This is a genomic window from Coleofasciculus sp. D1-CHI-01, from assembly GCF_040218875.1.
Taxonomy (GTDB): domain Bacteria; phylum Cyanobacteriota; class Cyanobacteriia; order Cyanobacteriales; family Coleofasciculaceae; genus Coleofasciculus.
In genome coordinates, this window is sequence record NZ_JAVJQP010000156.1 from 16,555 (window position 1) to 41,209 (window position 24,655).

At 44.7% G+C, this 24,655-nt stretch carries 21 protein-coding genes and 1 pseudogene; 10 read left to right on the forward strand and 12 right to left on the reverse strand.

From position 1 onward, the window contains the following. Window positions 1–67 precede the first annotated feature (67 nt). Window positions 68–2,401, forward strand: a complete 2,334-nt coding sequence (gene recD2 / locus RIB93_RS27530; RefSeq protein WP_446377676.1) for an SF1B family DNA helicase RecD2 — start codon at window positions 68–70, stop codon at window positions 2,399–2,401. A 111-nt stretch (window positions 2,402–2,512) separates the two neighbouring features. Here recD2 and RIB93_RS27535 read toward each other — a convergent pair whose 3' ends face one another. The 4 genes from RIB93_RS27535 to RIB93_RS27550 form a co-directional block, all read right to left on the reverse strand. Beyond that, a complete protein-coding gene (locus RIB93_RS27535; protein WP_446377678.1) occupies window positions 2,513–2,995 on the reverse strand; it encodes a DUF4079 domain-containing protein in 483 nt (160 codons plus the stop codon). 133 nt (window positions 2,996–3,128) lie between these two features. After that, entirely contained in the window at window positions 3,129–4,304 is a 1,176-nt protein-coding gene (locus RIB93_RS27540; protein WP_446377680.1) for a nuclear transport factor 2 family protein, read from the reverse strand. Between the two features lie 405 nt (window positions 4,305–4,709). Further along, entirely contained in the window at window positions 4,710–5,309 is a 600-nt protein-coding gene (locus RIB93_RS27545) for a hypothetical protein (RefSeq protein ID WP_446377682.1), read from the reverse strand. A 312-nt stretch (window positions 5,310–5,621) separates the two neighbouring features. Continuing rightward, window positions 5,622–6,488, reverse strand: coding sequence for an alpha/beta fold hydrolase (locus tag RIB93_RS27550; RefSeq protein ID WP_446377684.1), 867 nt, complete (start codon window positions 6,486–6,488; stop codon window positions 5,622–5,624). A 157-nt stretch (window positions 6,489–6,645) separates the two neighbouring features. On the opposite strand from RIB93_RS27550, the gene RIB93_RS27555 reads away from it, so the two are divergent. After that, on the forward strand, window positions 6,646–7,866 hold the full coding sequence (locus RIB93_RS27555; RefSeq protein WP_446377686.1) for a peptidoglycan recognition protein family protein: 1,221 nt from the start codon (window positions 6,646–6,648) through the stop codon (window positions 7,864–7,866). 103 nt (window positions 7,867–7,969) lie between these two features. Here RIB93_RS27555 and RIB93_RS27560 read toward each other — a convergent pair whose 3' ends face one another. Both RIB93_RS27560 and RIB93_RS27565 read right to left on the reverse strand, forming a co-directional pair. Further along, complete coding sequence (locus RIB93_RS27560; RefSeq protein ID WP_446377688.1) at window positions 7,970–9,481, reverse strand: NB-ARC domain-containing protein; 1,512 nt, start codon at window positions 9,479–9,481, stop codon at window positions 7,970–7,972. A gap of 183 nt (window positions 9,482–9,664) precedes the next feature. Further along, entirely contained in the window at window positions 9,665–9,892 is a 228-nt protein-coding gene (locus tag RIB93_RS27565) for a hypothetical protein (protein ID WP_446377690.1), read from the reverse strand. Window positions 9,893–10,145: 253 nt separating this feature from the next. Between RIB93_RS27565 and RIB93_RS27570 the strand changes: the two genes are divergently transcribed. Beyond that, on the forward strand, window positions 10,146–10,709 hold the full coding sequence (locus RIB93_RS27570) for a Uma2 family endonuclease (RefSeq protein ID WP_446377692.1): 564 nt from the start codon (window positions 10,146–10,148) through the stop codon (window positions 10,707–10,709). A 55-nt stretch (window positions 10,710–10,764) separates the two neighbouring features. Here RIB93_RS27570 and RIB93_RS27575 read toward each other — a convergent pair whose 3' ends face one another. Both RIB93_RS27575 and RIB93_RS27580 read right to left on the reverse strand, forming a co-directional pair. Further along, window positions 10,765–10,923, reverse strand: a complete 159-nt coding sequence (locus RIB93_RS27575; RefSeq protein ID WP_446377694.1) for a hypothetical protein — start codon at window positions 10,921–10,923, stop codon at window positions 10,765–10,767. A 50-nt stretch (window positions 10,924–10,973) separates the two neighbouring features. Then, window positions 10,974–11,285: a hypothetical protein gene (locus RIB93_RS27580; protein ID WP_446377696.1), complete on the reverse strand. Its 312-nt coding sequence runs from the start codon at window positions 11,283–11,285 to the stop codon at window positions 10,974–10,976. Window positions 11,286–11,437: 152 nt separating this feature from the next. On the opposite strand from RIB93_RS27580, the gene RIB93_RS27585 reads away from it, so the two are divergent. After that, window positions 11,438–11,704: a helix-turn-helix transcriptional regulator gene (locus RIB93_RS27585; protein WP_198016536.1), complete on the forward strand. Its 267-nt coding sequence runs from the start codon at window positions 11,438–11,440 to the stop codon at window positions 11,702–11,704. Between the two features lie 255 nt (window positions 11,705–11,959). On the opposite strand, the gene RIB93_RS27590 is transcribed toward RIB93_RS27585, so the two are convergent. Beyond that, window positions 11,960–13,663, reverse strand: a complete 1,704-nt coding sequence (locus RIB93_RS27590; protein ID WP_446377698.1) for a hypothetical protein — start codon at window positions 13,661–13,663, stop codon at window positions 11,960–11,962. Between the two features lie 1,508 nt (window positions 13,664–15,171). Between RIB93_RS27590 and RIB93_RS27595 the strand changes: the two genes are divergently transcribed. Then, window positions 15,172–17,925 carry a VIT domain-containing protein gene (locus tag RIB93_RS27595; RefSeq protein ID WP_446377700.1) on the forward strand — a complete coding sequence of 918 codons (2,754 nt, stop codon included), beginning with the start codon at window positions 15,172–15,174 and terminating at the stop codon, window positions 17,923–17,925. Between the two features lie 94 nt (window positions 17,926–18,019). Here RIB93_RS27595 and RIB93_RS27600 read toward each other — a convergent pair whose 3' ends face one another. Continuing rightward, entirely contained in the window at window positions 18,020–19,837 is a 1,818-nt protein-coding gene (locus RIB93_RS27600; protein ID WP_446377702.1) for an ABC transporter ATP-binding protein, read from the reverse strand. A 220-nt stretch (window positions 19,838–20,057) separates the two neighbouring features. Here RIB93_RS27600 and RIB93_RS27605 point away from each other — a divergent pair, with 220 nt between their 5' ends. Next, on the forward strand, window positions 20,058–20,858 hold the full coding sequence (locus tag RIB93_RS27605; RefSeq protein ID WP_446377704.1) for a Uma2 family endonuclease: 801 nt from the start codon (window positions 20,058–20,060) through the stop codon (window positions 20,856–20,858). 93 nt (window positions 20,859–20,951) lie between these two features. After that, window positions 20,952–21,722, forward strand: a complete 771-nt coding sequence (locus RIB93_RS27610) for a DUF3386 family protein (RefSeq protein WP_446377706.1) — start codon at window positions 20,952–20,954, stop codon at window positions 21,720–21,722. Window positions 21,723–21,847: 125 nt separating this feature from the next. Here RIB93_RS27610 and RIB93_RS27615 read toward each other — a convergent pair whose 3' ends face one another. Next, entirely contained in the window at window positions 21,848–22,384 is a 537-nt protein-coding gene (locus RIB93_RS27615; protein ID WP_446377708.1) for a dual specificity protein phosphatase family protein, read from the reverse strand. 41 nt (window positions 22,385–22,425) lie between these two features. Here RIB93_RS27615 and RIB93_RS27620 point away from each other — a divergent pair, with 41 nt between their 5' ends. From RIB93_RS27620 to RIB93_RS27630, 3 genes are all read left to right on the forward strand, one after another. Next, window positions 22,426–23,016 carry an HD domain-containing protein gene (locus RIB93_RS27620; protein WP_446377710.1) on the forward strand — a complete coding sequence of 197 codons (591 nt, stop codon included), beginning with the start codon at window positions 22,426–22,428 and terminating at the stop codon, window positions 23,014–23,016. Window positions 23,017–23,158: 142 nt separating this feature from the next. After that, a complete protein-coding gene (locus RIB93_RS27625) occupies window positions 23,159–23,932 on the forward strand; it encodes a pentapeptide repeat-containing protein (protein ID WP_446377712.1) in 774 nt (257 codons plus the stop codon). Window positions 23,933–24,142: 210 nt separating this feature from the next. Next, complete coding sequence (locus RIB93_RS27630) at window positions 24,143–24,430, forward strand: DUF5678 domain-containing protein (RefSeq protein WP_446377723.1); 288 nt, start codon at window positions 24,143–24,145, stop codon at window positions 24,428–24,430. Here the strand turns inward: RIB93_RS27630 and RIB93_RS27635 are convergent. Beyond that, window positions 24,341–24,652, reverse strand: a pseudogene (locus tag RIB93_RS27635) (HNH endonuclease); the annotation flags it as partial. The gene RIB93_RS27630 and the pseudogene RIB93_RS27635 overlap by 90 nt on opposite strands. Window positions 24,653–24,655 lie beyond the last annotated feature (3 nt).

Sequence of the window (24,655 nt, forward strand, 5' to 3'; positions counted from 1 at the left end):
ATACTACCGGACTTGCGATTAGGTACAAGGTGGGATTTCTGGTTCACCTGTTCAGGGACAATCAATCATGTCAATGGCTTTCCCAACAGATAACAGCGATCAATTACCCAGGCTCAATCCAGCAGAAATTGAACAGTATCTTGCCAGTGGCATATTTCATGGCATAGGCAAGAAGACAGCCGCTTTGCTGGCGGCATATTTTGGCTCTGATACCCTGGAGGTTCTGGAGTTCTCACCCCAACGACTTAAACTTATTCCTGGGTTATACCCATATCGGATTGATGCCATTCTCTCGGCTTGGGAGAAAAGCAAGAGCAACCCAGTCCGAGGGACTCAAGCTTGGTTGCTGGGGATGGGGATATCTTTGGGGCTAACCCTAAAACTGACGGACTACTATGATCAGCGTACAGCATCTGTCCTCAACACCAACCCTTATCAGATTATTAATGATCTTGACGGCATTGGATTTAAGATAGCTGATAGTTTAGCGCTCAAGTTGGGAATGCTTCCTGATAGTCCTCTGCGCTATGAACAAGGGATTCTTCAAACCTTACAAGATGCCAGAAATCAGGGACATTGTTTCCTCCCCAGCTCCGAACTTATTGAAGCAGCACTGGGGTTATTGAGTTGTCCCGGACATACACCAAATCCCCAGTTACTTAATCAGGTATTAGAGAATGCGCTCACCCAAAAAATTGTAGTTGAGGGACGGTTATCCGAGTCACTCTACTTAAAACCAATTTATCGGGCTGAGGTTAATGTTGCCCAATTGATTCTTTATTTTGCCTCTCGCAGGCAACTGTCTATTGAGCCGTTAGAGGAGTGGTTACAAGAACTAGAAGCAGAAGCATGGCGGGAGTCTGATGTGCTGGCTCCAGAACAGCGACAGGCACTGTTAAAGTCTTATGCCCAGCCAATTAGCATTATTACGGGGGGTGCTGGGCGAGGGAAAACGCATATTTTGAAGTATTTGATCGATTGGCTGACTCAGTGTAGATTCAAGGTGGCTTTAGCGGCACCTACGGGAAAGGCAGCAACCCGCATGAAGAACGCCACCGGGTTAGATGCCCAAACCATTCATCGTCTCCTTCAGTGGCGAGGGTACGGTCAAAAGTTTGAGTTTAATCAGGAAAACCCTTTGCAGATTGATTGGTTAATTATTGACGAATTTAGTATGGTCGATATTTTCCTGTTTAATTCCCTTTTAAAAGCCTTAGAACCCCAGACGAGAATCGTGTTGGTTGGGGATCATAATCAGCTTCCCAGTGTAGGCGCGGGAATGGTGCTGCGCGACTTACTGATATCTGAGGTTGTACCCTGTTCTCGCCTGAACAAAATTTACCGCCAACGGCAAGAAAGTCCAATTATCTATGCCGCAGAAGATGTCATTCGTGGCGTGGTTCCTCAGTTGGAACAGTTTCACTCTCCTCAGCAATGGCAACAGGTTTCCGATTGCGCCCTGCTGTGTCGCCACACCCCGGAAGCAATTGCCGATACCATTGTCGAACTCGTGGCACAGATGCAGCGTGATCAGGTTGACTTAAAAAATCAGGTAATGGTTCTTGCTCCCCAAAAGAAAGGAGTGGTTGGGGTTCAAGCCTTAAATAAACGATTACAGCCTCTATTTAACCCAAAACAACCGGAACAGCCAGAAGTGGAAACGGGGGAGGTGGTGTATCGAGTTGGCGATCGCGTGATTCAATTAAAGAATCGATATGATACAATCCCGGCGGTGATGAATGGCGAGGGGGGTTGGGTAATTGAGGTTCATCCTAAATCCCAGCCAGAACGGGTTAAGGTGGCATTTGAAGGCGGCGCGGTTGTTGATTATGTCCCCGGCATTTTTGAGCAGATTATGCATTCGTTTTGCCTAACTTGCCATAAGGCTCAAGGTAGTGAATTTCAGTATGTAATTATGCCTCTGTCGCCTTCAAACCACCGGATGCTTTCTCGTCAACTTCTCTACACCACGATGACTCGTACCAGCTACGGTGGATTTATCGCTGTTGGTAGACCAGAAACGTTAAGGTATGCTGTTAGTATCGATAGACCAATGCGTCGATATACTCAGTTGCCTTTATTATTATCTGAGTCTGATCAAAGCTTAATCGATGCACTGAATCAGGTGAGAACTACCCAGTCTCCAGCATCGCCAAATCAACAATTTGTTAGCGTGGCGATGCGACTCCGTGAACTCAATATTGATGCTACCAAAGGGCAAAAGACTTCGATTGGATCGTTGGCGCTCCAGCTTTATCAATCCCACTATGGTCGCCGTCCCTCCAAGCGCCCAGAAGTGATAGAATCTGGACAAAAATTTAAAACCTATCATTATGAAAATGAAGCGATTGAACTGCTGGATCGGGCAATTAGGACTATTATAGAAGGCGATCGTCATTAACTGTAGTTGCACCATTGAGTTGTTGACATGGGTAGCGAGCAAGATGCAAAGCCTGCGGCATGGCTTCGCTTAACGCATTACAACGATTTTACAGTTGTTGTCATTAAGGTTTTAAATTGAAAAACCCAGTTTTAGACCAAGGACAACGTGAACAACGAGCAGGATCATGATTGTACTACCCAAATAAGCATGAGCAGTACGAAACGATTCCTTCTTATCACCCCCAAAACCGAAAGTCATCACCGCGTTAATTCCTAACAAAATGACGGCAGAAGAACCTGTCCAAAAATGCGGACTTTCAAAAATAGGTTTATGCTGCATAACCAGGGAAAGAACGCCTCCGGTATACCCCAGCGCAATAAACAGGTACATCAACGGTGCAAGCTGACGGTGAGACGCACGACTTTTCGCCGCCACTTCCCCATCCTTCGTCAACCGACTACGCCATCCCATATACGCGACAAAACTACCGAGAACAAATATCACGATTCCCATCATGACAGGATGTCCCCAGTGAACAATCGGTTCAGGAACGCCTAACGTGCGAAACCACGCCGCGATAGGTTCTAGGACTTGACTCAGTTGTTCTCCCATCGGTTTAAATTTATCTTTCTTTACATCTATCTATTTTGACACGTTTTGCACTTTCAGCAAGTTAAATGATTGGCATAAAACCTGGGACAAAGGACAAATGACAAAGGACAAATGACAAAGGACAAATCACTAATCAGATAATCAGCCAAACCGCCAATCCCCAGAAGGGAACATATCGCAGCCAGCGCCCCCTTTTATCAGAGGGAACGACGGCGGTTAAGAGTACACCCTGGAAAATGGAAAACAGCACCAAATCAACACAAAATGCGATAGTCACCCGGTTATTCATTAGCAGTTCTCTAAAATAGTGCGTCCTCTGTGCTAAATCTCCAAACTCCGGTCTTCCCACAAAACCCCATACAATAGCTAGAGTACCTACAATCAGCCCAATCCATCCGAACAGACGAGCTAGCCAGCTTTTTTCAGGTTCATCCTTTTCTTGAAGAGAAGGAACGGTATAACGCAATGCCATATAAGGCGTAAGAATAACATTCGTCAGGAACATTGCCACACTCCACATCAAAACCTTAGGTAAATGGCGTCCCCTTTTATCCATTAACAGTAAGGGTAGGAACATAAATATCCAGGCTTCGGCAAAGTTAAACAGTGCTTCCACGGTAGGGTGAACCGTGGGTGACTCTATTACATGAATACCCACCCCATTGAGAATCGGTAAGATCAAGAAGAAATTGAGCGACTCATCCAGAATTTCCTGTAAGGTTTCGGGTTGAATTGCCCAAATTGGTTCTCCGGGAAGCAGTTGATTGGGTGGAGAAAGCAAGAGGACATAAGTATAGACTATCGCCACCAGTGCCAACGCGATCGCAACCCATGGCTGAGGTTGTTCTGATTTAGGCATAGCACGGGTTTCTGGCTGGCGTTTAAGCAGTCGTCGTACCAGAGGAGTAACCAATCGGATAATCCAGAATGCAACTTTACCGGGTTTAATTGGCGGTTCAACCACATCACGGGCGAAAATTAACTTACCCGTGGTTTCAGATAGGCGATAAAAGCTGACCCCTCGTCCATTGGGAAAGGGAATACCATCCAGTTCAACATGCCAAAGGACACCCGTGGAAGATGAATCTCCTGTCGTAATATCATCAATAACAAAGAGTAAGTCATCGGGTACACCTTGATAGGATTCTTCAAAAAGCTGCTGAACGGCGGCTTTCCCGCGAAAGGGTTGAGGAAAGTTAAGATCCTCATAGACGCACTCATCATCGATGCAGTCTATAGCGGCTGAAATATCCCTGCGGTTGATTGCCTGATACAGGGATTTAATCATCAAGTGAGCAGGTTTTGTCATATTGGCAGTTTGGAACTCTCATTAAAAATGTATCGTGAATGAGAGTGCAGGTGATAAAACGAGAGTCTGCAAAAAGCGTATACCATTAATCTGTGCTAGCGATTAAATGCCTGGACATAAATTCTGTCCGCTGTACTCATTAAATTTATACTAAGTAGGTTGGTGGAAATAAACTTAACTAGATTAAGTCATGTAAACAAGCCTCAAACCCTTACTGTTCCCTGTTCCCTAATCTCAACCGTTAACTTTAATTGTGTCCACCTACTTATTGTCGTCCGAAGTAATGCGGAATGTCCAATTTGCTTCTTTGATATATGAAGTAATGTAGGACATTAGGGCATAAGCAAAAATAGCGATACCTATCATCTCTAGACATTCTTCAGAAGTTGATTGAATGAGGTAAAATTAAAATTCAAAATCATGAGTCGTGGTTGGATCTACTATATATCCAGCAAATAATTCTAGAAATAAAGTACCCGTGACATAGAGAGTTCCTGCAATCAGAAACAGTCGCTTAAACCTTGGGGGAAGATTTTTGATAAAGCCTAAATAACATACTATAAAAACTAAAACAAAAGCTGCACCAGGAATCACCCAAGCAAAATACAAAAAACCACTCGTGTTAATATTGAGTATATTTTTTATAAAATACTGAAGGGTTTCATGGAAACTCAATGTTTCATCTATAGACATTAACAGAAAAATAATTGATAAAGCTTTCCAATGCCTAGAATAACGTGTATCTTTGTTAAATTTATAAATATTATAAAGCATTATCGAACAAAAAAGCAAAAGAAATCCAGAAAATAAAGTAGGTATATTTTGTTCTTTATCAGTATTGAAAAGCCGTATGAAGATTTCTGGAATATTCTCAAATAAACCATCAATTACACGAACTAAAACATTTGCTAATGTAAGCCCTACAATAAAGTAAAGTAAAAATTTAAAGGTTTTAATTGGCTGAAAAGTTACTGTTATTGGTGTTGAACTATGGATATTTTTCATAGTAATTATTCCCTGTTTGGCATTCGAGCCTCCATGCAGGTTCAAAGGCAAGCCAGTAGATTTTCCACCTTATTTTCAAGTGTTTTTACCTAAAATCAACCTTTTCTTAATCTTTTCTTAACTTTAATGAATACTTATATTTTTTTACAAAGCTTTACAAAACTTTACGATAAACTTGACAAAGTGACAGGACAAGCAAGCTGATATCATCATTTGTTGCTCTTGCTTACCTCAGGGTAAATTAACTAAAAAGAATGTTCTCACTCTCATTGCCGCTATCACTTTCAATAACTTTTATTCAATGTTTGTTATTTAACGTCGTCCGGCAGAGGAGAAAGCCTCTTTTTGTTGTTCCAAAAACGCTTCTACCGTTCGGTTGAATTCCTCTGGCGCGACTAAAAAGGGCCAATGATTACCAGGAACCTGGCAAACTTGTAAATTTTTCAAATAGGTTTTATAGGGTTTCAGTTGCCAGTCTTGACGATTTACCCCTTTTTCCGGTTGCACAAACAGGGTGGGGATATGAATCGGAACCGTTAATCCGGCGACGAGCATCACATCTTCAAACGTACCATCACGGGCAGCCACGGTAAACCTACTCCCCCAAGAACCATCGGGTTTCTGCTCGATACTGGCTTGAAAAACTTGTTGCTGTAATGGCGTCCAATCTTGATATTGACTTAACTGACGCACTTTCTGTTCGGCGTCTTCATAACTCTCAAACGGACCCATTCCTTTGAGAAACGGCAAAACCCGGTATAACAAAGGGAATGTAACCTTGAGCAGACTAGGCATTTTCCAGATAAAAATTGGATCAACCAAAATCATGCTGCGAAACCGTTCGGGATGCTGTTTTGCCCAAATCGGGGCTAATTTACCTGTCCAGGAATGTCCGATAATATGAGCTGATGACCATCCCAAGTAATCCATGAGAGCTTCTAAGTCCGCGATCGCACTGGCAAAGGTATAATCATCGTCAGGCTTACTACTCTCCCCATGACCCCGCATATCGGGAGCGATGATATGATAGCTCTCAGCCAGATACTCGGCTAAACTCGACCACACTAAAGCGTGATCCGCTAAACCATGGAGCAGTAACAAGGGTTCTGAACCTTGCTTCCACTCTAGATAAGAAAGTTGGATTTCGGGTAAGGATACAGTTTGCCGTGTTGGTGTCATTTTGTGTTTGGTGGTAGTAAACCCGAATGTAGAATAGCAAATATCAACAAAAGATAACGCATTCTACTGAGCAGGAATTAGGTAGAATGCAGCACAAATCCTATTGGTTTGAGTAAGCTGGCGGCTGATTTAGATTGAATGGAGGGAGACAATCGGTATGGCATTTACAGCGAGTGTTATTTCAACGAACGAATGGGGAGCCAGACCCCCAAAACAGTGGGCGGGGCAAACGAGACCGCAATATATTATCATCCATCATACGGCGACTCCTAATCCCCCCAATGATGTCTCCAGAGGGACATTAACGGGGGCTAAAACCTTCGCCCGCAGCATTCAAACAGCCCATACGGATGGCTTTGGCTGGATTGATTCGGGTCACAATTTTTTGAACACGACGGGCGGATATTTGCTAGAAGGTAGACATGGAAGTCTGAATGCGGCTAAACAAGGACGCAGTGTGCGGTCATCCCATGCGGGTAGTAATAAAGGGAATCAGTCGCCAGGTATTGAAAATGAAGGAACATTTATCACCTATCAAATGAATGCCAAACAGTGGGATAGTTTGGTTGAATTGTGCGCCTCGATTTGCTCAACGACTAAGATTAACCCGGATAATATTCTCGGACATCGCGACTTTTCTCCCACTCAATGTCCTGGGGATTGGTTATATAGTCAATTACCTCGCTTACGCCAGGAAGTCCGTCAGCGATTAGGATCATCTTTCATCGAAGTTTTGCGGGAAGGAGACACCGGACTACGAGTGAAGGAACTCCAGCAAATTCTCAGCGCTCAAGGGTTTAATCCGGGTCCAATTGATGGTATTTTTGGCGCGGGTACTGAAGATGCGGTGGTTTTGTTCCAAAAGTTTTATGGGTTAGAACCCGATGGTTTGGTTGGACCGGCGACATGGAAGGTGTTAGAACGGGTGTCTCAACCGACACAGCCACCTCCCACCGACACTGGGACTCCGACAGCGCCGGATACAACACCGGGGGGAAGTACACCTTTGAATCCACAAACTCCTTTCACCCAAGTTCAACTCCTCGATACCTATAAGTATTACCGGGAACTTCCCCATCAAACCCAAGCCATTCAGTGGTTACAAGCACAACTATCTGAGGCGACATTGGTGGAGTTTTCCCAAAAATGGCGCAATCAACCGTTAGAACCGTTTTTACCACTCCAGGAAGGTTCCGTGGGTTCTCAAGTGAAGCAAGTCCAAGAGGTTTTGCAGCAAGAAGGCTTTGATCCGGGTCCTGCTGATGGGATCTATGGTCCCAAGACAAAAGCCGCCGTTATTGCGTTTCAGCGCTCAAAGGGGATGACTGCAGATGGGATGGTGGGGGCGGTGACGTGGTCTGTTCTGAATTTAGTATAAAACGCTGGAAGTCTAACCTTTGATTGTACTAAATGTTGCCTACATGTCTTACTTTGATTGAATGTAGGAGGATGTCACCTTAAGTGTAAGTTGGGCAAAACCTTCAGAAGTCCTGAAGAAGTGCCGTGAGATTGCATCGGGCATAGCCCACAACTTTAGGAGAGCAATCCTGTAGCTGAAAGAGAATTTGCAGCAGGGTTTGAGAGAGGGAATTGCCATAGACACGAAATAATTGTTCCTGGAGTTGACCGAGAATGCGATCGCCTGCAATATCATCAGTACCGGGGCGCATTAGCCAGTGGGTTCTCAAGATGTGCAGATGGCTGATATCATCGCTTTGGATAACCTGATTAATTTCCCTGACGGCTTGTTCTATTAATCGATCTGTTACCACTTTCATGACCATGGGTTGTAGGGTAAAGGAGGGTGTATCAGCGCTGAATCGTTTTTCCAGGAGCGATCGCGTCTCCAACGCCGCAATTCCGGTTAAAATGACACTCGGATCAGAAGCATAGAGCAAATGGCTTTGCAATCGGCATAATGAAATCGGTTCCTGCCAAATGGCTAACCAGTAGGCAATGGATCGTTCAGATTCAGACAATCTGTTAAATTGCTGGGTGAGTAATGCTTGCAGGCGATCGCCGATGACGATGGTATTCTGGAGGCGAAATGCGTTTACATTCCCGGCAAAAATTGACTGAATCAACGGTATTATCATTTTCAATGCCAATGGATTACCCCGGTACAGTTGACACAGAGCCGATAATCCCTGTTCTTGACCCGTGAATCCTCCAGTTTGCAGTAATGCCATTGCATCAGCCTGTTCTAAGCCTTGCAACCTTAAACAGCGAACCCCTTTCGAGTTAGCCGCGATCGCATCAAATCCGGGGAGTTGTTCGCGACTGGTGATTAGAATACAACTCTGATGGCGGTTGCGGCTTAAGGTTTGCCACAATTTACTGTAGTCCTCAATATCCTCTTGCTTATGTAAAACCGAATCGAGTCCATCCAGAACCAGGAGACAGCGACGCTGTTGTAGATGATGTCTGAGTTGTCTTATTCCTGAGTGAATATCTTGAATAACCGTTGGTTCAAAGGTATTCAGGATACTATCGAGTAGCGTTAGTAGGGAGGGTTGGTAAGTTAGCGATCGCCAGAAGAGACAATCAAAGTCCGACTGAATGCGATCGCATAGAGCTACAGTTAAGGCGGTTTTGCCAATCCCACCCATGCCTACGATTGCCACGAGTTTACAATCGTCTGTAGTAATCCATTCTTCTAAATGATTTAACGATTGAATTCGTCCATAGAAATGATCCAGATCCGGCGCTTCATCCCAATCAATCAGGGGAGACTGGAGTTCGGGTACATTAGAGTTTAGGTGTTCCGGGAATTGTGCGATCGCTTGCCAATCGCTGATCCCCACAGCTTTACAGATAGAAATAAAAGCATCCTGTTGAATCCGTTCCCCACGCCAAAAGCGGCGTAGAGTCGCTCTAGAGGTATGAGCATCTTCCCACCAACAGGCGGTGCTAGTTTTCGTCCAGCCATAACGTTTCCTGGCTCGGTCTACAATGGTTAATCCTTCTGGGGATGCGGAGAGCGAGTTAGTCATAGTAGCATGATCGATGAGGATAGTATCCGCCAAGAACTCAAGTTCTTGGCTTATAGCTTAAGTCCATTAAAATAAACTAAAATCTCTACACTATCTATTAATTATGGACTTTATTTTTGGTTTAATTCGGTAAAAAATGCAGATTGAATTGGGTTTTATATTCCCCTGCTTTCTAATAACTATCTACCACTCATTGAGTTCAAATTGTTCACAGCCTTGTTCTATTGCTTGGCGCATTAACTTAACATCATTGGGTAGGATTGAACCTGCAAAACTTAGCAATTGTCGCCCAGGGACACCTTGAATTCTTGAACTGGCTAAAGCGCGTGCAAATTCCAGCACTCGCCACTGCAAGTCTTGAGGCATAATTTTCAGGTGTTCAATAAGCTTATCCAGAATAGGTGTATCCATATTGCTCTCCTGCCCACAATTCTCAACTTATTCTAGTTTAGCTAGGGGACTCTAGAGCGTCGATCCAGTAATAGCAGCTAGTAGTGGGGAAGACAGAGAAAGTCATGTAGAGACATATCCTGGCACGTCTATCAATTGTAGGGGCGGGTTTATGGACTAAACTGCGCTTACTCCGCCGATAACTGTTCAACAAAACCCGCCCTTAATCGTTATGGGCTTGATACAATAGCAGTCTGCTTGTAAAGGTAACTTAATGGTACAAACACCGACTAAAATCCTGACATTAGAAGAGTTTCTAGAACAGCCAGAAACCGAACCTGCGAGCGAGTATATCGACGGACAAATCATCCAAAAACCTATGCCTCAAGGAGAACACAGCGCCATTCAAACTGAGTTAGCCCCTGCCATTAACGCCGCCCTCAGATCAAAGCGGATTGCCCGGGCGTTTTCTGAACTTCGGTGTACATTTGGCGGACGCTCAATTGTGCCTGATATTGCTGTATTTACTTGGGAGAGGATTCCACGACAGGAAAATGGTAAGGTAGCGAATACTTTTGCGATCGCACCGGATTGGACGATTGAGATTCTCTCCCCTGATCAAAGCCAGACAAAAGTTACTAAGAATATTCTGCACTGTTTAAAGTACGATAGCAAGATGGGATGGCTCATTGATCCAGAGGAACAGTCAGTCTTTGTTTATCGTTCAGATCGACCAACGAATGTTTTTGATCAACCAGAAGCACGTTTACCCGTTCCAGAATTTGCTAAAGACTTCAATCTGACTGTGAGAGAGTTGTTTGATTGGCTACTGGAGTAATAGGTTAGGAGGCGGTGGAATTTCTGGGCAGGTTGGAGGCGGTGAAAGAGAGTAGTCATTGGGGTGTCTCTGGATTGTTTTCTGAATCGGTTTCTTTTGGCGTCACGTCGAACATTATCTCGAAGGAAAGGGTGGGAATCATGCGGCGGAGGACTTGCAGGTGTCCCTCGGCGTCACTTCGGCTGCGAAAGCGTCCGACGATGCGGGTGTGCATATTGGGCAGGGGGTTGATAATGCACCAGGGGAAAAGCTGTTGTTTGTAGCTCATGAGACTTTATTGGCGGTGAGGGTGGATTGTTTGGTTAATGTGCGTTGAATGATGTTGAGGAGGGTTTGGCGCTGGGGTTCGTTGGTTTGGGGATGAAGTATCCAGGTGCTGATGGGGGCGGGTTGGTAGGTTAGGAGGTAGCACTCCTCGGTTTTTCTGCCAGTTCCTCTGTGATTGAGGGGTGTAATTGTCCAAGCGGCTTGTTTAGGGCGCTTGCGGGTGATGTAACCCTGTTTTTTGAGGGCGGTTTTTAGAGCAGCAATGTCTGTGGCGACGCGATGAGCTTCGGTCGCTTTGGATTTTTTCATGGATATTTGATTAAAGATGAGACACTAACTAGGGAAAGACCAGCCAGTTAAGCTGTAACTTGACGGAACCAGCTAAACCTACTGGTCTTTATATCCTGTTAACAACATGAACTTTAGCTCCGGTTACTTGTCCTTGTCAAGAGCTAAAGTTCATGAATTTTAGTTCCGCTATGACTGATTCAAACGAAGGGAAATCTCAATTAAGACTATTCAGAGAAGCTGCGGGACTTACCCGAGCTGAACTTGGAAACCGTATGGGAGTTTCTGAGCGCCAGATTTACGACTGGGAAAATGGGGTCAAACTGCCAAGAGTGGATCGGGCAGTTGCTTTGGCTCGCGAGCTAGGAGTTTCAATTCAGACTGTCTGTAGTGCGTTAGGTATAGATGTCACTGGTGTTCCTGACGGTGATGGTGATTAAAACATCTGATAGTTTGTGTGAACAAGACAGATAGGCTGGTCTTACAACATGGCAGTAAACAACCCCATGACCAAAAAACAATCATCAGAAGGTGAGTCACCGTTAAAGATACTGAGAGAAAGGCTAAATTTGACGCAAGAGGAGCTGTCGAGACGGTGTAGTATTACTCTGCGGACATACGACGTGTGCTGGGAAACTGGTGAGGCAACGCCTAGACCAACAATTTAATCTATTTATTCTTTATTGTCTGGCTTTCTAAAATTTAATTTTTTCTTCGCTTTTCTTCGCTTTTCTTCGCTTTTTTTCTTCATCAATTATTTTTTTGTCCTCACGTATTGTTGTGTCAGTGGGAGGGCTGAACTTTAAACTGAGTGAAGGTTCCCTTTCAGCTTCAGAACCTGCCTGAAGGAACTTGACATCTATAATCTCTTGACCTCTACTCACTGCATTTTTTAATAAATCACCAATTTGTTTATTATTCTCAATCTTCCACACTTCACCAGCCGTAATTTTTCCGGCTAACAGGCGCGTTATCAGGTTCTGGGCAAGCTTGAGTGTAAAAGCACCGCTAGCATCAGTTTCTATGTAGGCTTTAGGAGAATCATTAATAGGCTCTGTAGAAGCAGTGAATGCACCAAACTCTAACCTGATGCGTGATTGCTCTCTCAATTTAGGATCTACTTTTACAAAGTTAACATTGACTATTTTTCGGTTTATTTCTGCCGCAAGCCACAGATAATTACCTATTCGCTTTTTGAGAGTTGGATAATCATCACTGTCTAAGCTTTTATCCTTCCAAACCTCAGAAGCGGTCATATCTCCTACCAGGAACAGAGCTACAAGGTTACATGGAATCTCTAGATCAAAAGAAAAATCTTCTCCTGCCTTAAAAACAAAACGACCTCTCCATTCCTTGTATCTGTACAATGCTACAGAAATATCCTGTGGTTGTAGTGCCTCCCAGCTTTCATGACCATCTCCATATTCAACCTGATTTAGATTTATTTGATTAATAAATTGTTCCTGCTGTGCCGTTAATTCTACATCAGTATGAGGATTTTTAATGACAAGAGGTTTACTGGCTTGTTTTCTCCACCCATAGCTTAAGCCAGAATATTGATTTTTAATAGTGACGATTACCACAGCCGAAATCAACCTGGAACCCTTGACTCTTTGTCTCCGTGCTTTTGTCCCAGGCCAAGGTGCTGTTCCTATCGCATTCAAAGTTGTTGTCAAATCCCACTGTTCTGTATCTGCTAGAGCGGAGTATACTGCTTGTTTAAGGCTGATAGAAGAAGGTGTCCCGCTATCATTAATTTGATGTAGCTTTTCAGAAGCACCTAGAAAAAGAACGAGCGGTTTATAATTTTTATTTTTGCCAGATTTTGCCCAGTTCCTGGCTTGCTTTGCCTTTTCCTCAATTTTTTTATAAATTGGGTGGTTTTCAGCACATCTTGGTACATTTGGGGTTGGAAAGGATGAAGACACAAAACTTCCTTGTTCTATCCCTTCAATTATCACAATTACATTTGCATTTTCAGTTTCTTCAAGACATAAAGTTGACTTAAAGTTACCCGATTCAAGCTCAGCTACAAAGGTTTTCCATTTATCTGTCTTAAGTAACTGTCTCCAGTAATTGTTTGGCGGTACTTGTACATCTTTGCTGGTATCGGCTGGCTCAAGTCTGATTCTTAGAGGTTTTGAATCAGCAACCTTTCTTTTAGATAATTCTTGTCCCACCCAAAAGGGAAAACGTGTTATATCAGTTTCCTGTTGCGGGTTACGAGGGGTAATATATGCAACTTCCACCCAAAAAGGAGCGCATTCATCAGGTTGCAAGAAAATATCAGGGACTGATTCTTGATCTCCCTCAGGCTGAATTAGAGATGAAACTTCTGAGTTTGCTACATCTCGACTATGATGCCTTGAAATAACCGCAGAAGCTGTTGCCTGTAGCACGATGAGTTCCCATAAGTGAGATTTCGTCTGTTCATGTTCACTTCTAAGACGCCATCGAAGTTTATGTAATTTTGCGCCGAGCCACCTCTCACACTGAGACAGTAAATATTCTGCTTGAGATTCGCTAATCACTCGTTCAAATATGTGGGTTTCTAGAGTTAGATGAGAGTCAAGAACCTATATTCTAGCAAATCCGCCTTGTGACACATCGGGTAAGGGTACAATACGAAAACCTCTGTGGGCAATGCCCACCCTACGGGATATCAAGGGTTTCGACAATTTCGACTTTAGATGAATTAGAGCCGATCATCCCTGGGCGATCGCACTTCTTTTGAACTTCTTTTGATAACCACTATCCACTAAATACCCCTTGGCTTTTTCTTTCGGCTTCGCTACTGTTATAGCAACCGCCAAGACAGTTAGGACATATCGGATTCGTAGAGACTCCTCCGGTGGAACGTCTCCAAAGAGTGTGGAAAGTCCTAATCGATGTGTCTACTACTATATGCTTCCCTTGACTCGATTTCATTTCGGCTCAACTTGTCAAGTCCTGATAACTTAAACCATTCTTTCCTCCAGAACGGTTTAAATTTTCCAATCAGAGTCTCGTCTCAACAAAACGTCATAATTGCTCATTTTTTACCTCTTTTTGGAAAAAAGCTACGAATTTTCAGGGGTTACGGCGATTGTGAGAAGAGTGTGCGATTTTCAGGTATACTCTCTATGGTGGGTGTTATGTAGGCAAAAATAATTTATAGCCAGCTAAACCCCTTGAATCTTCGTAAAAACTTTGTATAATTCATGATTCTTGTCTCACGCCCAATCTCCCCTTGGACATAAGTATTTTGTTAAAGTTACAAGAAGAATCATGACTAAGTATTGACAAAGACACAGAGGACACAGAAGGATGACGCCGACAGAAGCCTGAATAGTGGGGGACACAGATTGACACAGAGAACTAAATATTTTCCCCAAGAATCGAATCATTTTTTCATCCTTTGCATAGAGAATTAACGTCCCCATGCATTTGGATTACTGGTCGTCTGTGTATGAGAATAATAATCACAATTAAACCGGGAAGGTAAGCGTTGCTCAGCCCCTATATGTAGTTTCAGATTTGGTCTAAACTCCAGTCCGAAACCGCTGACTGGAGCGTGCCATTCATACTTAGATACTGTAGCCATTGATGAACAAGCTCAACAGCAAGGGTAACGCCTAATCAGCCCCATCGGGTAGAGATACGATACCACAACCTCTACTGAGTCAATTACTGAGTCAAAGGGTGAGTCAAAGACTGAACACTTTCCCCTCAAAACCCCTCTTATGCTGAGGATAGACAGACAACAGTGTTAAACCACTTTGAATTGAAACCCAAGACACCCAAGCTCAAGTCAGAATCGAGTTGACTAGATAAAAATTATAGTCCATTTTAATGGACTTAAGCTTTTAGCCAAGAACTTGAGTTCTTGGCGGGTGTCGGGGCGTACTGAAAAAAAAGGAGAACCATCATGCTAGATCCATCCACCCATCTGTTGATTATTGAAGACGACAAGGGACGCAAAGAATATACCTTGGAAGAATCAGTCTACTCCCTAGGTAGAGATCCACAATGCGATATCCGCCTCTACTCAATGTTTATATCTCGCCACCATGCAACATTAGTTCGACAAATTAGAGACGATGGCAGTTGTGTTTACAAGGTTGTTGATGGTAATGCCGAAGGTCAGCAAAGTGCTAATGGACTATTAGTTAATGGTCAAAAATGTCCAGTCCATGATCTTGAAGATGAAGATGAGATTGTTTTTGGGCCCAATGTCAGTGCGAAATACTACCTACTTAAAAAATCAGGTCAATGGAAAATGAAATATAAGACCAAGAAGACTAAATCAACCGTTCTACCCAAACCTCCCAAATTTGGTGGTTTATACGTTCAATCTGAAACAGGAAACCCGCTAGTCTTTCCCCTGAAGCATACTGACGTACAAGCCAAGGTGACGGGTAATGTCTCACGGGTAGAAGTAACACAAACCTTTGAGAATCCTTTTTCTACTCCCCTAGAAGCCACTTATATCTTCCCCTTACCCGATGAAGCCGCCGTTGATGATATGGAGATTCGTATCGGCGATCGCACAATTAAGGGTAACATCAAAAAACGCCAAGAAGCAGTAGCCATTTACGAACAAGCCAAGAAGCAAGGACGCACCGCCGGATTGCTAGAACAGGAACGGGCTAACATTTTTACTCAATCCCTGGCTAATATCCAACCCGGTGAGCAAATTGATGTGATAATTCGCTACACCGATAGCTTAAAATTTACCGGGGAAAATTACGAGTTTGTCTTTCCTATGGTTGTGGGATCTCGTTATATTCCTGGAACCACGATTGATGAAAATACGGTAGGCGGGGGTTCAGCACCAGCACCAATGACCCTAAATAAAGACACCGATTTAGTGCCAGATGCGTCCCGCTTAAATGCGCCTATTTTACCCCCTAAAACTCGTTCTGGACATGATATTAATGTGACTGTAGACATTGAAGCTGGGGTTGAGATTAAAGAGGTACATTCTCCCTCACATCAGATTCAAATTGAACGCCAAGGATACCGGATGCGAGTCACGCTATCTCGACGAGACACAATTGCCAATAAAGACCTAATTTTACGCTATCAAGTCGCAGGCGATCGCACGCAAACCACAGTCCTCTCTCAAACCGACAATCGCGGTGGACATTTTGCGGTTTATTTGATTCCAGCGATTGAGTATAACCCCGATCAATTAGTTCCCAAAGATGTGGTGTTTTTGATTGACACATCAGGTTCTCAAAGCGGTGAACCCTTAACCAAATGTCAAGAATTGATGCGCCGCTTTATCAACGGACTCAATCCCCACGATACGTTCACAATTATCGATTTCTCAGATACCACCCGCCAACTTTCACCCGTTCCCTTGGCAAATACAGAAAAAAACCGCAACAGCGCCATGAATTATATTAATCAGTTAAACGCCAGTGGCGGAACTCAACTGAGGCGGGGAATTCAGGCGGTGCTAAATTTTCCAGAGGTTGATCCGGGACGATTACGGAGTATTGTACTGCTAACCGACGGTTATATTGGCAACGAAAATCAAATCCTGGCAGAAGTCCAACGCCATTTAAAATTAGGGAATCGCCTACACAGTTTTGGTGCAGGAAGTTCAGTTAATCGTTTTCTCCTGAATCGAATTGCTGAAATTGGACGAGGAATTTCCCGGATTGTCCGCTACGATGAGCCGACTGAAGAACTCGCAGAACAGTTCTTCGGGCAAATTAATAATCCAGTGCTGACCAATATTCAATTGTACTGGCAAGGTGAGGGTGAACCTCCGATCATTTATCCGGCGACGCCACCCGATTTATTTGCTGAACAGCCATTAGTTCTATTTGGATGCAAAAAAGACGCTCGACCGGGACGGCTGCAAGTAACAGGAACAATTGCCGGAGGACAGCAATACCAGCAGAGTTTTGAGCTTAACTTTGAAGATACGGGAAATCCTGCTATTGCCCAACTGTGGGGTCGTAACCGGATTAAAAACTTGATGAATCAAATGGTGAAGGGAGAGACAAAAGTTGGTGTAGAAACTGTCACTGATACGGCTTTAACTTATCAACTCTTGTGCCAATATACCGCCTTTATTGCCCTCAGCGATGAAGTGCGTGTCAATCCCCAAGATCGTTCTGTCTCTGTACAAGTCCCCGTAGAAATGCCGGAAGGGATTAGTTATCAGGGAATTTTTGGCGATGTAGAAGTAGAAGCGACCTATGAGTTTGAGGTGATTCCTTCAGAACCGCCTGACGAGTTTGATATCACCCTGATCAGTCCCAATATGATGGAACTCGATGAACTCGATGAGGAATGGAGTCCTACGCCTGAGCCAGCGCCATCGAAAGCTCCAAAGATGAAACCGACTGCAAAAGCTCCGCTTCCAAAAGCTGAGTCTACCCCTAATCGCTTACAAATTGTTAGTGCATCTGGACTAAATCAAGATGCGATCGCGCGTTTAACTCAACATCTACAATCGATCCAATTATCTCCAGGTGTTAGCGGTAATTTGGTCTTCGAGTTTTACATTAGCAAAAGTCGTGTGCAACAGGTCACTCTAAACGAGAAAGCCTCATCGGTAAAGGATCAGACGGTAATAGAAGCAATTCGACGATCGCTTCTGACTTGGCATTCCCCTCAAGCAACTGTCGATAACGTTTGCCTAGTAATAGGGATTCAGCCATAAAGATTTGCCCTCCTCTCCCCCAGCTCCCTCTGCTTCCCCTGCTCCCCCAGCTTCCCCTGCTTCCCCTACTCTCTAACCCCACCATCAGCAGACCCTAAGTAAATTGTTGAGCATAGAATCGCGCATAACGTCCCTCTCGTTCTAACAATTCGGCATGGGTTCCCGACTCGATAATCTGTCCCTGTTCCATCACCAAAATTCGGTCAGCGCGGCGCACGGTGGTGAGGCGATGGGCGATGATAAAGACGGTGCGCTCTTTCATAATCCGATCTAAGGCTTCTTGAACTAAGGCTTCTGATTCTGAATCCAAGGCGGAGGTTGCTTCATCTAAGATGAGAATACTGGGATTGAGGAGAACCGCCCGCGCGATCGCAAGGCGTTGTCGTTGTCCCCCAGATAGGTTAATTCCCCGCTCTCCCACCCAGGTGTGATACCCTTGGGAGAATTGGATAATAAATTGGTGGGCATTGGCGATTTTGGCGGCATCTTGGACGGCTTCTAAGTCAAAGTCCTTTTGACCAAAGGCAATATTTTGAGCAATTGTGCCAGAAAATAAGGTGGTTTCCTGGGGAACAATGCCAATTTGTCGCCGTAGGCTTTTTAGGGTAACGTCTCGGATATTGATCCCATCAATCAGGATTTCTCCGGCTTGCGGATCATAGAAACGGGGGAGTAAATTAACTAAGGTGGTCTTACCTGCACCCGATGCGCCAACGAGCGCGATCGCGTCTCCTGGCTGGGCAAGAAAACTTAAGTCTTTCAGCACCCAAGGCGTTTTAATTGTAGAGACGTGCCAGGGCGCGTCTTGATCTTTGGCGATTGATGATAATGTTTCTTCAAAACCCGCCCTTTCTAAGTTCTCTTGGGCTTGAGTGTAGGCAAAGCTAATCTGGCGATATTCGACTTTACCCGTAACCGGGGGTAGAGTCATCGCCCCCTCTTTTTCGATCACCGTTGGCACAATCGCAAACAGTTCAAAGATGCGATCAACCGATGCCTCCCCCTGCTTAAATTCGTTATAGTTGCTAGTAACGATCGCGATCGGATCAATAAGCATGGCAACCGCCGCCCCGTAGCTGACAAATTCACTCCCGGTTAAGTTACCTTGGGCAATTTGCCATCCCCCTAGTAAAAATACCAATAACAGACACATCGCCTCCAGAAACCCCACCACCGGAAACTGAATCGCCTTTAACCGTTCCGCCGCATACTTGGCGTTTCGATTATGTTCTGCCTCTTGACTAAATCGCTCTAATGTGTAATCTTCAGCCGCAAACGCTTGGACTAACCGAATCCCGCTAAATACTTCAATCAGCAACGCCGATAAATCCGACACCCGATTTTGACTCCGCCGGGAAAATTGACGCATCCGTTCGCCAAACCAGCCAATTAATAGACCCATCAGTGGGGCAATGAGTACAATACCCAGGGTAAGTTGCCAATTCAGGTAAACCACATAAGCGAAGACTGCAATCAACTGTAAAACGCTAGGGAGAAACTGGTGAAAGAACTTGTTCACCACCTCACCAATGCGGTCAATATCCTCAGTGAGTCGATAGGATAAGTCCCCGGTTCTAGTGGTTTCAAAGTAGTCCAGACTCAGGGTTTGCAGGTGGGCGTAGACATTTTTACGCAAATCCAGCGTAATCGACAAAGCCGCCTTTGCCATTAGGGTATCTTGCCCATACTGTGCCAGCTTCTGACCCAAGAAAATTAAAGCAGCAATTCCAGCAACTTGTGCGATCGCGTCAACATTTCCTTGTCCCACATAAGCCGCAATCCGCCCCGCTAACCAAGCCAGGAGGGGCCACACGGCGACAAATCCCACAGTACAAGCTAAGGCTTGCCCAATGGTAACTCTTTGAGGGCGAAGATAAGACAACAGTTGCCAGTAATGAGAACGGGTTTTCAATGTATAATCACCCAAATGCAATTTTCCTCTGTCTCACGCTATCAGCTTTCATCGTTTCTACAAAGACTTTCCTGTCACCGAAGAAGTTTCTACTCCTTAGGTGTGTAAGGTATATCAATCAAAATGTAGGGGCACCATCCTTGCGCCCACACATAAATAACTCTTATGAGAAACCCTATACAATAAGAAAACAGAATCTTACAGATGGAGGAGTTGGATTATGTCAACGGAAATGACTCAAACTCAGAGTTCCCCAACACCTCCCGTGGTGGACTGGGAACCCCAAATGCCGCCCACTGATTTAATTTTTGATGATGGAGAACCCTTGGAAAGTAACCGCCACCGCATTGCCATGAATCTGTTGATTCAGTTAGTCCATCAAGCCTTGGCACACCGCGAGGATTACTTTGTGGGTGGTAATATGTTCATTTATTATAGTCGCACCCAGGCACGAAATCGGGACTTCCGAGGACCGGATTTTTTTGTGGTATTGAATGTGGATGGAAGCCGTTCTCGCCAAGGTTGGGTAGTCTGGGATGAAGAGGGACGTTACCCGGATGTGATTATTGAACTGATGTCGGCGTCTACAGCCAATGCTGATATTGGGGCAAAAAAGGATATTTACGAAGGCACTTTTAGAACACCGGATTATTTCGTGTTTGACCCCTTTAATCCCGACTCTTTACAAGGATGGCGGTTGGATGCCAATTTACGTTATCAACCGTTGGTTCCGAATGAGTCAGGATGGTTATGGTGCGAAACCTTAGGCTTATGGTTAGGAATTTGGCAAGGAACAATAAGCCGAGAAACAGCACCGTGGTTACGATTTTATGACTCAGAAGGGAATTTAGTTTTATTACCCGAAGAAGCCGAACATCAACGGGCTGAATCTGAACGCCAACGGGCTGAATCTGAACATCAGCGGGCTGAATCTGAACGCCAACGCGCCGAAGCCGAACGCCAACGCGCCGAACGTTTAGCCGCACGATTGCGGGAGTTAGGAGAAGACCCAGATAATTAGGAGATATGGGGGATAAAATCATTGACCTCATCCTGATGGACATCCCCTTGTAAAATAGAGATTTATCCTTAATGTCGATAATCGATTAAAATCATGACACAGCTATTACAGCATCGCATCATCTGTTGGAGTTTAAGTTTAATTATCGCTAGTATTAGCTGCGTCTTTGGACTACCTGCCAGTGCGAAGGCTCAGTCTATCTCAAACACTCATCCAACTCAAATCGCTACAGTATCAGCCAGCGAAGCGTTTCGCAATGCATACAATCAGCGCTATACCTGGGATAAAAATTTTCCGGGTTATTCCGCAGAGGTTTCGATTACGCACCGGGGAGATATTGACCAGGGAATCGTTCGGGTTCAACCGGATTTAAGTGTGGATGTCATTAATGTTGAACCCGATAATTTGCGTGAGTTGGTCGCCAATACGGTTAAGATGGAAATCATTCACCGCCGCCGACTACCGTTTGAGCAGTTGCATGGAAACAATGACTTTGAGTTAAAGGGAAAAGACGAGTATGGCGCGTTAAAAATTAATCAGGTGGGTGATAATTCCTACTATAAGGTTAAAGGAGATGTAATCACTCAAGTGAATCGCAGCTTTGGAGATGTAGCCGTAACCGTTGACACCCTAGGTACGACTAAAACGCCAGAGGGGTATTTAGTCAGTCACTTTAAGACCACGTTTCGCGATGCCCAAACCGATGAAGTTCTGGAAAAAGAAGATGTGCGAGATTTCCATGAAAAGGTAGGAAACTACTATTTGTTAACGAACCGGACAATTCGATATAATCAAGCGGAAAATCCGGAGAAAAACCCTGTGGCAGATACAAGGATTCGGTTTAATGATATTCAGCCGTTGTAACTAGGGGCTGCTGAATAAGTGTTGTGGGGGTAGGGAGCAGGGGAAGCAGAGGAAGATGGGGGAGATGGGGAAGATGGGGGAGATGGGAAAGATGGGGAAGTTAACTCAAAACTCTACCTTACCTGTTAAATTTCGCCATCATATTCAAAATACCAGTCTTCATGCATTTGGGCGACTTGTGCCAATTTGCCATTTCGACCTAATGCTTCATCGGCTAATTGGGCAATCCAAATATTCGGTACAGCTTGAGGTCTATTTTTCAGAACTAGGGATAAGGCTTCCTCCTCTTGACCCGCCCCTAAAAGGATGGCATAAATTGTTAAAGCGATCGCGGCGGATCGGCTGATCCCGGCTTGGCAATGGATGAGAACATCTCCGCCTTCCTGGGAAATTATCGGCACGAAGTCAATTACTTGACGAATATGCTCAGATGTCGCTAAAAGATAGTCGGGTTCATCAGGATTTAAAGCCACAATATCATCAAACTCTAACCGCAGTCGGTGAGGAACTTGGGTGTAACCTGGGGGAGGGGCGGTATCGGGTTCGCCAATCGAGATGATATGCGCGATCGCGTCTCCTGTCTCGGAAGCGAGAAGTTGGCTGGCTTCAGAATAGGAAGCAATCCAGATTTTCGGTAGATTGTTTGCTAGAAATTCAGTCACAATCGTTACTAATTGAATTTAGATTTTGGCTTAATTTTTCCATGAAACTCTCCCAACGGTTTACCGACGCCTTAACCTTTACCACCGAACTGCACGCCAACCAAACCCGTAAAGGGAATGGCGTTCCCTACATCGCCCACCTGTTAGCTGTTGCCAGTATTGCCTTAGAATATGGGGCAAATGAAGAGGAAGCGATCGCGGCACTCCTCCATGATGCCATTGAAGACCAAGGTGGTGCAGCAACCCGTGAGGAAATTCGTCGCCGCTTTGGGGATACAATTACCGATATTGTGGATGGTTGCACCGACGCTGACACCACACCCAAACCCCCTTGGCATCAGCGCAAAGCAGCTTATATTGCCCATATTCATACTGCATCAGCTTCAGTTCGTTTAGTGTCTGCTGCGGATAAGCTGCATAATTCTTGGTCAATTCTTAAAGATTATCGCATTTTAGGGGATAATTTATGGCAACGCTTTCATGGGGGTAAAGAGGGTACACTGTGGTATTACCGTTCCTTGATTGAAGCCTTTCGCATCCAGGAGTCTACGCCGATTATTGACGAATTGGATCGGGTGGTAAGTGAATTAGAATTATTAGCAGGTGTAGCTGACAAGAATTCTGAGTGTTGATTTCTGTAGGGGCGGGTTTTATCGGTATCGGGGGTTGTCACCCGGATGTAACTAAACCCGCCCTAACTCAGTCAAAGGTATACCCCAATCCCAGTACTGCGATCGCGTACAACCCGTAGCCCATTCACCCCATTATCGTGCTATGAAACCAATCCTGCTAACCACGGCTGCTATTTTCACCGCCATGACTCTGAGTACCAGCGCCTTCGCCGAAAATCTGCAAAATATCCAAAAGGTGATATCCACCAAAAACTGTCCCGGATGTGATCTCGCCGATGCAGGTCTCGTCATGGCAGAATTAGTCGGGGCAAACTTGAGTGGGGCAGATTTGAGTCGCGCTAATCTGAGTCGGGCAAATTTGACGGGGGCGGATCTCACTGGTGCAAATCTTAGTGGCGCGTCTCTCAATGGCGCAAATCTAACTGGGGCAAATCTCAGTGGCGCTATTTTAGTGGGAACGGATCTCCGAGATGCTTATCTGGTTAATGCACAATTGTTTGGTACCGATCTCAGTAGCGCTTATATTCAAGGAACAATCGGTCTTCCTGAGTATGCCGGAACCCCTGAAGATTTTTATGCTTGGGGTGTGATTGAAGCCGAACGAGGAAACTATCAAGCGGCTATTCAACATTATAATCAAGCCCTGAATCTAAAAGCTGAATTTGCTCCCGCCTATTTAGCCCGGGGAATCGCCCAATTTCGCTTAAGCAATCACACCACTGCTATCCGAGATGCTGAAATTGCTAGTCAGCTTTTTATGACTCAAGAAAACCCGGTTGGTTTTCAAGCCTCCCAGAATCTGATCGCTATGGTGGAAATTGCCCAAAATCCTCCCGAAGTTCGTTCTCGCCCATCGTTTGGCAATGCTCTGGTGGGGATTGGTTCACTGCTTTTGCGGTTTTTGTCACCGCTTTGACTGTTAGATCCTGATTGTCGGAATTTTGTTTTTTAACGCAGAGTAACGCAGAGGTTTACGCAGAGGACGCAGAGGATTTTTGAAGGATTTGGAGGGGGCTTTTATCGAGTTCGGACACAACGGGTAATGGTGTCGTTTTCGATAGTTGGTTGAAATGGTTTTCTTTTATAAACTATGACTAGAATACCTTCTAAGAGTGAAAGTGAGCAAATGTTGAAGTGGCTGAATGAAAATCGGCACACTTTGTTGGATTTATATCGCAATCAATATGTGGCTTACAATGACCATTGTGTCATTGCTCATAGTGAAAATTTGCGAGAGGTTTTGGAGTTGGCTACAGCATCAGGCGAGACGTTTGCTATTTATTTAGTGCCACGCAGCACTGCTTCTATCCAGATTTTACCAATTTTCTACTCTGGTGTTGTCCAGACTCCAGGTAAAGTGGTCAGTCCACTTCTGAGTGCGTGGGTTGAAAAGTGGCACGGTTTCTCCAGTTAGTGGATCTTCGGCTTCTGTGGTGTCAGACTTAAATTCATTGCAGGTACGACAGGCAAGGCAGAGATTTTCAAAGGTCGTCGCTCCCCCTTTTGAGCTAGGCGAGATATGATCGTAGGTCATGGGAATGCCGCTATTGGCTTCACTGGTCAAACAGTAGCAGCAACGGTGGCGATCGCACGCTTCAATTTGAGCTTTTAGTCTTTCAGGGATATAGGTAGACACAAG

Bases quoted from the DNA above. Each gene is read 5' to 3' on its own strand.
- RIB93_RS27550 (WP_446377684.1), bottom strand. From the start codon at position 6,488: ATGACACCAACACGGCAAACTGTATCCTTACCCGAAATCCAACTTTCT.
- RIB93_RS27595 (WP_446377700.1), top strand. From the start codon at position 15,172: ATGCTAGATCCATCCACCCATCTGTTGATTATTGAAGACGACAAGGGA.
- RIB93_RS27625 (WP_446377712.1), top strand. From the start codon at position 23,159: ATGAAACCAATCCTGCTAACCACGGCTGCTATTTTCACCGCCATGACT.
- RIB93_RS27545 (WP_446377682.1), bottom strand. From the start codon at position 5,309: ATGAAAAATATCCATAGTTCAACACCAATAACAGTAACTTTTCAGCCA.
- RIB93_RS27610 (WP_446377706.1), top strand. From the start codon at position 20,952: ATGACACAGCTATTACAGCATCGCATCATCTGTTGGAGTTTAAGTTTA.
- RIB93_RS27630 (WP_446377723.1), top strand. From the start codon at position 24,143: ATGTTGAAGTGGCTGAATGAAAATCGGCACACTTTGTTGGATTTATAT.
- RIB93_RS27565 (WP_446377690.1), bottom strand. From the start codon at position 9,892: ATGGATACACCTATTCTGGATAAGCTTATTGAACACCTGAAAATTATG.
- RIB93_RS27540 (WP_446377680.1), bottom strand. From the start codon at position 4,304: ATGACAAAACCTGCTCACTTGATGATTAAATCCCTGTATCAGGCAATC.
- RIB93_RS27575 (WP_446377694.1), bottom strand. From the start codon at position 10,923: ATGCACACCCGCATCGTCGGACGCTTTCGCAGCCGAAGTGACGCCGAG.
- RIB93_RS27605 (WP_446377704.1), top strand. From the start codon at position 20,058: ATGTCAACGGAAATGACTCAAACTCAGAGTTCCCCAACACCTCCCGTG.
- RIB93_RS27580 (WP_446377696.1), bottom strand. From the start codon at position 11,285: ATGAAAAAATCCAAAGCGACCGAAGCTCATCGCGTCGCCACAGACATT.
- RIB93_RS27535 (WP_446377678.1), bottom strand. From the start codon at position 2,995: ATGGGAGAACAACTGAGTCAAGTCCTAGAACCTATCGCGGCGTGGTTT.
- RIB93_RS27555 (WP_446377686.1), top strand. From the start codon at position 6,646: ATGGCATTTACAGCGAGTGTTATTTCAACGAACGAATGGGGAGCCAGA.
- RIB93_RS27620 (WP_446377710.1), top strand. From the start codon at position 22,426: ATGAAACTCTCCCAACGGTTTACCGACGCCTTAACCTTTACCACCGAA.
- RIB93_RS27585 (WP_198016536.1), top strand. From the start codon at position 11,438: ATGAATTTTAGTTCCGCTATGACTGATTCAAACGAAGGGAAATCTCAA.
- RIB93_RS27570 (WP_446377692.1), top strand. From the start codon at position 10,146: ATGGTACAAACACCGACTAAAATCCTGACATTAGAAGAGTTTCTAGAA.
- recD2 (WP_446377676.1), top strand. From the start codon at position 68: ATGTCAATGGCTTTCCCAACAGATAACAGCGATCAATTACCCAGGCTC.
- RIB93_RS27560 (WP_446377688.1), bottom strand. From the start codon at position 9,481: ATGACTAACTCGCTCTCCGCATCCCCAGAAGGATTAACCATTGTAGAC.